The sequence below is a fragment of the Flavobacterium solisilvae genome (assembly GCF_012911605.1).
Lineage (GTDB): Bacteria > Bacteroidota > Bacteroidia > Flavobacteriales > Flavobacteriaceae > Flavobacterium > Flavobacterium solisilvae.
In genome coordinates this window covers 1-252 of the sequence record NZ_JAAMPT010000066.1, presented here as the reverse complement: position 1 = coordinate 252, position 252 = coordinate 1, and the positions used below count along the sequence as shown (strand labels likewise).

Sequence of the window (252 nt, the reverse complement as noted above, 5' to 3'; positions counted from 1 at the left end):
CGATAATTTGGATAATATAATCCGCTACTGCTTGGTCAATACTGTTTGCCCAATCAATAAACCGACTAGCACTCCAATCAGCAACAAACTGGTGTGTGCTGGCTAAATGTTCCGCAATAGTCGTGTAATCATAAGGTTTGTAATTTCTTGGATGAATAGCGATTCGGTTGTATTTGTAGAAGATTTCAACTGTAGTTTTGGTATACAAAAGTTTTACTTTTTTCCTCACATATTGGTACGGAACACTGTAAT

Annotated in this window: 1 pseudogene; it reads right to left on the bottom strand. The window is 36.5% G+C overall.

Features of this window, described 5'->3' with window-relative positions:
* A pseudogene (locus G6042_RS00315) lies at positions 1 to 208 on the bottom strand (IS21 family transposase); the annotation flags it as partial.
* Positions 209 to 252 lie beyond the last annotated feature (44 nt).